Here is a 7527-nt window from a genome sequence, read left to right as displayed (position 1 = left end):
GCGACAAGCTGTTCAAAGCAAGCGCTTTGCAGGCCGTTGGCGCATTCGGATAACGATGCAGGTAGTCCTCTAGCGCCTCGATGGTGCCGATCTTGAGGGCCTGCTCGCAGGCGAGCTCGGCTTCCTTGATTGGAGCAACTTCGATTTGCGCTTGCGCCGCATTCGAAAACGCGACGCTCAACCCGAGCAGACTGAGTCCGCCCAGAAGTAGCGACTGTATCTTACGCATTACGCCCACCCTTGCCACTACATACCCCATAGGCTGTTGATACTATTGATTTGTTAGCAATTTGTCAACCATATCGGAAGAAATCGGCTTGAGAGATGGTTAACTTTGAGCGGCTGCTTGGGCCTGTGAAGGCTATTTCTCGCCGACGGGGCTGAATCGCGTCGTGGCCGCAGAAATGCGGCGCCGAAAAACAGGCGAACCGGCAGCATGTCGAGTTCAGATTTCGAACGTCCTGCTTTAGTCGCTGAACACCGTCAGCGTCCGAAAGAAGGCGTTGCTCGGAGCACCGTTCGGTCCTTCCACGAAGCGCACCGCGAGCACGATCGAAAGCGGCATCTTGCGCCTGACATTGACCGTCGCCGCCAAGGCGTGGCGCACGAATCTGTCGCGGACCGTCATCCAGCCGGAAAAGCCGATTGTCTGCGCGCCGACATCCTGCTGCCAGTCTATAGGCCGGTCCGGGCGGGCGAGCGCCAGGCCGAACGCGATTGCCGGAGCCTCGGCATGGGCGAGTTCGATGGCGGCCTCTATTCTGCGAAAGAAGGGCGGGAATTGATGATCGATCGATGCTGCGACCGCACCCTCCGCATGCGGGCGCAGGAACACGCCGCCGCCGTCGGGCGCCACCAGCAACAACGGCAGCGCTGCAGTGCGCGGCGTAAGCAGCCTTGCGCTCCTCAGCACGTCGTAAGCGAGCGCGCCTGAAGCGCTGGCCGCCTCGGCTCTGCCTGATGCGTCTGGCTGCGGCCTGGCGAGACCGTCTCCAAGCAAGGCGGTGGCAGTATCGTGGCGGCCGACCGAAGCGGCGATGCCGGCGAGCGTCTCGATCGCTGCCTCGCCGTTCGGCTCGAGGTCGCTGAGAGCCAGATATTTGCGATCGGCAGGCGTATATTTCAGGTTCTCGCGCGCGCTGTCGACTTCGGAACGCGCCGTGTTCTGCGCGATGGCCATTTGGTGGAGCAGCCGGGTGTCATCGGATCGCAGCGTCCGCAACGCCTCCAGGACAGGCAAGCGGTTGTCGTACCAATTCGACGTGCGGAACATGCCGTCCGGTTTCGACCGGTACCAGTAGAGCGGCTTTGGAATGGGCCTGAGCTTGAGCCCGGCGAGTGAGGCCCGCGCGAAGAACTCCCAGTCGTGCATGGCATAGGTGGGATCCTCAAGCCAAAATCCGATCTGCGAGAAAACCGACCGGCGCACCATCGCATTGGCGTCGCCATAGACGTTGTGGATCAGGCCCAGCGCGTCGGGGCCGCCAAGCGGCAGATACTGGATCAGGCCGTCGGCCCGGTCCTCGGGCACGAAATCCTCATAGAAGAGCAATTGGAAGGCCGTGCAGATGTCCGCGCCCGATGCCGCCATGCCACGGACGAAATGCTCGACGGCTTCCGGAAAAAGCGCATTGTCGTCGTCCACGAACAGGATCAGTTCGCCGCGCGCGGCGCGCACGCCGGCATTGCGGGCGGCGCCAAGATGCTTGTGCGGCCGGCGCAGGATCCTCCATCCGCGCTTACGGAAGCCTGGTTCCAACGTATCCAGCAATTGCCTGGCTTCTTCCAGATCGCTTCCGTCGTCGACCAGCACCAGTTCAAGATTGCCGTAGGTTTGCGCCTCGACCGCTTCGATGGCTTGTTTGAGATAGAGCGGCCGGTTGCGATGCGCCATAACCACCGAAACCAGGGGCGCCGGTTGGGGCCGCTTGCGAACGCGCTTCCGGGCAGCGGGCACATTGCGTGTATCCAGCCATGCCTTGCGGCAGGGGCCCGTCATATCGATCCGCCGTGGCCGGGGCGGCTTCTCGAGCGCCGCCAGCATGGCGGCCGCCAATTGCGCCGCGTCGGGCTCGACCAGCGGCGGCTGGCCGGCTTGAGCCTTCCAGGCTTCGGCATTCGCGCCGGCATTGGTTGCAACGAAGGGCAGCCCTGCCGCGGTGCATGCGCCAACGGCCTCGCCGGTCGATGCGGCAAGGCTGGGGACAACGGCCAAGGCGCCGCTGCGTGCGAGGTAGTCGAGCCTCTCCTCGAGGGTCGCGCGCGGCAACAGCTTGAGCCGGAACGGCCAACGTTCGGCGCGCCGCAGAAGCAGTCCGCCGCTGTGCTCGCCCATGATCTTGCCGAATGGACCGAACGCGGTGAGGGTCAGCCCTTCGGGCGCCGATTGCGCGAGGATGTCGAGCGCGTCGCAGAGCAGCGTCAGCCCGTCACGAAAGCGCGATCCGGCCAGGGCGGCAAGCTCACGCGCCTTGCTCGCGATGGGTGGCTGCGGCGCTTCGGTCCGGACGGCCCGAAGCGGTGGCGGCAGCACCGTCGCCTTGCGCACCTTCCAGCCTCTCGACAGCATCCATTGGCGCAGGGCGGCGGATGCACAGACCGTCCTGTCGGCCATCTCGGCGCAGTACTTTTCCATGTAGGCCGTGGCGATCGCCTCGGTGCTGCCCATGAATGTTTTGTCGGCTTCATGCGCCCATTCTTGCGGAGCGCGGGCAAGGAGGACGATCGGCGGCGTGGCGAAGGCATCGGTCTCAGCCGCGAGCAGGGTGAAGTAGGGCAGGCCACCCTCCAGCGGCGCGTAGACCAGATCGTAACTGCACCGCTCGAGATAATGCAGCAGCGCAGCGGAGCGGCTTTCGGGCGTCGCCAGCGAGGGAAGCAGCTGGTCGGACCGGTCGAGAACCTCCAGTTTGACCGAGGCGGCCCCGAACTCCGCCCGGCGGGCCGCGACCTCGTCCGTGGATGGCACGTCCCGGCCGGCAACCCACAGCAGCGTGACGTCGTCTCCGTCTTCGGCGAAGAGCCTGGCAAGTTCGCCGGGCGCCGAGGCATCGTCTTTATCGGCGTCGCGCCGGATCGCAGGCGTGACCACGCAGATGCGGCGACGACCGCCTTCCGGCTTCGGCTTGCTTGCAGCGGTCATTGAACGTTCCTCTGACCCAAATCGACCGGCAAGGCTTCCACGCTTCTCTGGTCTTTGACCATGCCGGATTTACTTTTCAGTGATCATCCTTCTGCGCCGTTGATAAACCAATGCAATCAAGCGGCCCCTAAAAAGACTGTGCAATCAAGCGATTGTTACAAGTTTATCGACACGGCATAACCAATCTTTACGCGTCCCGGCTAACCGTTCACGGCATAGCAGGAGGCGCGAATGAAAACGATATTGAAGTTTCTCGCTGCGCTCGCCTTGACGGGCGCGATGATCTCGACGAGCTCGGCAGACCAATTGCTGCGTCCGCGCATGAATCTCGGCAAGGGCTACGTCAAGACGATCAGCGGCGACCGCGGCGGCTATGTAATCGACTATGCCATCCGCATGCTGAAGATGCGCCGCAGCGGCGGTTTCGTGCGCTTCAACGGTGCGTGCGATTCGGCCTGCACGCTTTACCTGGCGATGCCCAAGAGCAAGGTCTGCGTCACGCGCAACGCATCGTTCGGCTTCCACCTGCCGTATGGCGCCGGGGTGCGCGGCAACCAGGTCGCGGCCGACTTCATGATGAAGAACTACCCTGGCTGGGTTCGCGGCTGGATCGTCAAGCGCGGCGGCCTGAAGAACTCCGTCACCACCATGACCTATGCGGATGCGAGCCGGTTCCTGCCGACTTGTCCCGCCGAACAGCGTTCGACCATTGCGAGCCTCAGCCCAACGCGCCTGCGCGGCGGTTGAACCCCGCAGCAAGTGCTGGGACACCGACGACGGCGGGTGCTTCAGGGCGCCTGCCGTTGCCGTTTCAAGCGGCCGCTCACATTTGAACGGAGAGGTCGTTTGTGTATGTTCGGGCAAACTCCAACGGGTGTGGCGTGAATGCAGTCTTGTCAGAAGTTCGTGCTGATCGCTTCGCCACGAACCGGTTCTCAAGCGCTCAATCGCCATCTCAACCAGTATGACGGAATGGTGCTGCACGGCGAAATCTTCAATCCGAGCTTCGTCGGCTTGCGCCATGACTATCACGAGAAAATCGATCTGCCGCGCGATCGGGTCGATTTGCGAGATGTCGAGCCGGAGCAGTTCATCGCGCGCATCTTCGACGGTCAGTCGGCTCGCTTCATCGGTTTTCATATATTTCCCGACCAGACGCGCGCGGCCATACTCCCCGTGCTGGAAGATGAAAGCGTCAAGAAGCTCTGGCTTGTCAGGAATCCGATCGCGTCCTTCGTCTCGTTGCTCGAAGCGGAAGCATCCGGAGTATGGACAGTCCATGCCACCGACCGGTTCGCAGCCGACAGCCCCAGAAAGAAGGTGCATTTCGACATAGAACGTTTCAACGCGTTTCTGCGCGAGCTGAATCTGTTTCGCGCAAAGATCAGATCGGTGCTGTTCGAGACCCGACAGCCGTATTTCCCGATCCACTATAGCGACATCGGCGATCCACTGGTTGGCAATGCAATCATTGCCTATCTCGGCGGTTCCCAGCGACTGGACCACTTCGAGACCGAGATCCTGAAGCCGCCGCAGCGGCCTTTCGTCGACCGCATCGAGAATTACTGGGAATTCGTGACCTATTTCAGGGCAGTCTCGACGGACGATCTGTACGCGTTCGGCTGACGTCGGAATGAAGCCGGGCCGGCCCGCAACACGGTCTCAGCCTTCTTCGCTGCCGCAAGTTGGCCGCTTCCATGCTGATCGGCGCTTTGGCAAGCCCATCGTCTTTCAATGTTTGCGGTTAACCAGTTCTGAAGAGACGTCGTTAACGCACACTTGATTTTGTTGACTCTTTCCTGCCCCGAACCGATTTTGCGCACGAGGTTTGAAAGCTGCCGGCCGTGGTTTCTGGCCGGAGCACAAACTGGCGGTGGGCAATCTCATGAGTATCGGCGGCGGTATGGGCTCGGCGAGCCGGTCCGAGGGCGGCCAGACGGGATCGAGGACGAAACCTGCATTGACGCAGGAACTTCGCTTCACGCGGACGTCCTTGCGCGTCATTTGCACCAGCCTGTGGTTATGGCTTCTGCTGGGCATCTACCGGGCCGTAATCGTCGATCCGCAAACGACATTTCAGGGAGGCCTGGCGTCCATTCCCATGGGATTGGCGGCAAGCTATTACGACCTGATACTCATCACATCGGTGACGGCGGCAACGCTGATCCTGCTCTTCCTTACAAAGTCAAGCCGGCTCGCATCCGCGGCCGTCGCCTCCCTTTTCTATCTCGTGGTCCTGGTGTCGCTCGGCTGGGGATTTGCCAACATCAATCTCGTCAAGATGCTGGGTGAGCCTTTCACCTTCCAGTGGCTGGTCTATGGCGACTTCCTGCAGAATGCCGACGCCAAGAGCGCGATGGGCGATGCCCTCAACGTGAGGGATGCCGCGATCCTTTTCGGGTCCATCGTTCTGGTGCTGGCCCTCGGCTACGCCGCGGGCAGTTTGTGCCAGCGGCTGAGTTCCGCAGGCCGCAAGAGGTTTCTCATCGCTTTGGTTCTGTGCGTTGGCGCGGCCCTGGTCGGCAGCGGCTATCATGTGCGCGCTCAGTCGCTGCCAGCATCCAAGGTCGACAATCCTATCGTGTATTTCGTTCAGTCGGCGTGGTTCAGTTCGACGCCGGTGACTTTTGCGATGAGCGCCGGCGGCGATGATCCCGATGTCGCCAGCGTCGGGGAGCGTCCGGCGGAAACCTCAAGCTTCAAGGCGCCGACGCCAAATCCGATCAAGAACGTGCTGATTTTCATGATGGAGTCGGTGCCGTCGAAATACATCGAGACCTTTGGCGGCCAGTATCCGATCACGCCGAACATAAAGAGCTATGCCGGAGATTCCATTCGGTTCGACAAGATCTATGCGCATGCTCCTTCCACGCACTATTCGATCTTCTCGCTGCTGACCTCGATGTACAACGACATCTCATTCTACGGGATGACTGCCAAATATCCGTACCTGCCGCTGGAGACGATCTCCAACACCCTGTCCAAGCACAATTTTCGCACCGGGTTCTTCTGGAGCGCCGATTCCCGTTTCCAGCGTGTGGACGAGTTCCTGCTCAACAAGGGACTGGACGTCATCCAGGACTATCGGGGGCAGAAATGCGCCACCCCGACCTTCAAGCTCAGTACCGAGCAGTGGAAGAACATGGACTACAACAGTGACCTCTGCACGGCCCAAACGATCATCGACTGGATGAAGAAGGATCCGCAGAAGCCCTTCTTCGGCATCATGTTCACGGCGATGACGCATTATCCGTACATCACCGGCAGCCCGATGTTCTCGAAGATGGTGCCTTCCGCTAAAGACATCGGGCCGGTGCACTACGTCGATGACGAAAAATTCAATGCCTATCTCAACGCCCTGAAGGTCGGCGACGCAGCGTTCGGTGAAATCCTCGATTCACTGAAGCAGTCCGGCAAGCTCGATTCGACGCTGGTTGTCGTCCTTGGCGATCATGGCGAGGCGTTCGGAGAACATGGCGACTACGTCCATGCCACCGCAATCTACGACGAGAACGTCCACATTCCGCTGATAATGATCAACAAGCACCTTTTCCATGACGAAGTCGCTCATCCGGTCGGCGGCATCGTCGACATCGCTCCGACGATCATGGACATACTGGGACTGCCATTGCCCGAGCAGTGGCAGGGCCGCAGCCTGTTCAGCGAGCAACGGCCAAACAGGACCTTCTTCTTCAATCCGTGGGCCGGCTCCTTGCTCGGTTATCGCGATAATGATCGAAAGGTGATTTTCAACGCTACCACCGGCAAGGTCGAGGAATACGACCTTAAGGCCGATCCCGGCGAAAAGACGAACCTATTCGAAGAAGGCTTGAGCGATCGAACGGCGCTGCTGCAGCCGATTGCCGGCTGGGTGCAATCGCAAAAGCGGCGCATAGCCACACTTGTCGCCAACGCGGCCGGAGACGCGGGGCACTGCGCAGCCACAAGCTTGGAGATCGACGCGGCCGGCACCGACTACCAGGGTCAGCCTCGCTTCGACGTCTTCGCCGACGGCAAGCGCCTTGGCGAGATCGCCGTCCAGGGCAAGGAGAGCAAGGCCTCGACAGGCGAGCAGCGCGTGGCGGAACTGACGGAGGCGGCCGTCGAGGCGCAACCGTTCCACATCGACCTTAGCGGCGTGCCCAATCCAAAGACGATCGAAATTCGTTATGTCAACGACGAGTGGGCCGGAGACGGCCGGCCCGGCGATCGCAACCTTTTCATCAAGAGCATAAAAGTGAACGGGCAGCTTGTGCCCAAGAGCAAGCTGCACGTGGACGAGCAATCCCATGGCTACACCGACGACAGCGGAACCGCCATGTATACCAACGGCTCGCTATGGGTCAGCGGTCCGTTTATCGAAGGATGCATGTAGGGCAGGGCAT

The 7527-nt window shown here is 61.0% G+C and carries 5 protein-coding genes; 3 read left to right on the top strand and 2 right to left on the bottom strand.

Annotated elements, in window-relative coordinates:
* A partial coding sequence (locus EOA49_RS05280; RefSeq protein WP_164749195.1) for a hypothetical protein occupies positions 1–229 on the bottom strand: 229 nt, incomplete at its 3' end.
* Positions 230–466: 237 nt separating this feature from the next.
* Positions 467–3142 (bottom strand): DUF6212 domain-containing protein, encoded by a 2676-nt coding sequence (locus tag EOA49_RS05275; RefSeq protein ID WP_095800067.1) that lies wholly within the window; start codon positions 3140–3142, stop codon positions 467–469.
* A gap of 231 nt (positions 3143–3373) precedes the next feature.
* Here EOA49_RS05275 and EOA49_RS05270 point away from each other — a divergent pair, with 231 nt between their 5' ends.
* From EOA49_RS05270 to EOA49_RS05260, 3 genes are all read left to right on the top strand, one after another.
* Positions 3374–3889, top strand: a complete 516-nt coding sequence (locus tag EOA49_RS05270; protein ID WP_245460537.1) for a hypothetical protein — start codon at positions 3374–3376, stop codon at positions 3887–3889.
* A 138-nt stretch (positions 3890–4027) separates the two neighbouring features.
* Positions 4028–4768 carry a hypothetical protein gene (locus EOA49_RS05265; RefSeq protein WP_127241919.1) on the top strand — a complete coding sequence of 247 codons (741 nt, stop codon included), beginning with the start codon at positions 4028–4030 and terminating at the stop codon, positions 4766–4768.
* Positions 4769–5102: 334 nt separating this feature from the next.
* Complete coding sequence (locus EOA49_RS05260; protein WP_164749194.1) at positions 5103–7517, top strand: sulfatase-like hydrolase/transferase; 2415 nt, start codon at positions 5103–5105, stop codon at positions 7515–7517.
* The last annotated feature ends 10 nt before the right edge of the window (positions 7518–7527 follow it).

It is taken from the genome of Mesorhizobium sp. M1A.F.Ca.IN.020.04.1.1, from assembly GCF_003997315.1.
In the GTDB taxonomy this organism is placed as follows: Bacteria; Pseudomonadota; Alphaproteobacteria; order Rhizobiales; family Rhizobiaceae; genus Mesorhizobium.
The sequence above is the reverse complement of the archived record's forward strand: the minus strand, read 5'-3'. Positions and strand labels throughout refer to the sequence as shown.

What these genes read in the sequence shown, in the direction of transcription:
- EOA49_RS05270 (WP_245460537.1), top strand. Translation starts at nt 3,374, where the DNA reads ATGAAAACGATATTGAAGTTTCTCGCTGCGCTCGCCTTGACGGGCGCG.
- EOA49_RS05265 (WP_127241919.1), top strand. Translation starts at nt 4,028, where the DNA reads ATGCAGTCTTGTCAGAAGTTCGTGCTGATCGCTTCGCCACGAACCGGT.
- EOA49_RS05275 (WP_095800067.1), bottom strand. Translation starts at nt 3,142, where the DNA reads ATGACCGCTGCAAGCAAGCCGAAGCCGGAAGGCGGTCGTCGCCGCATC.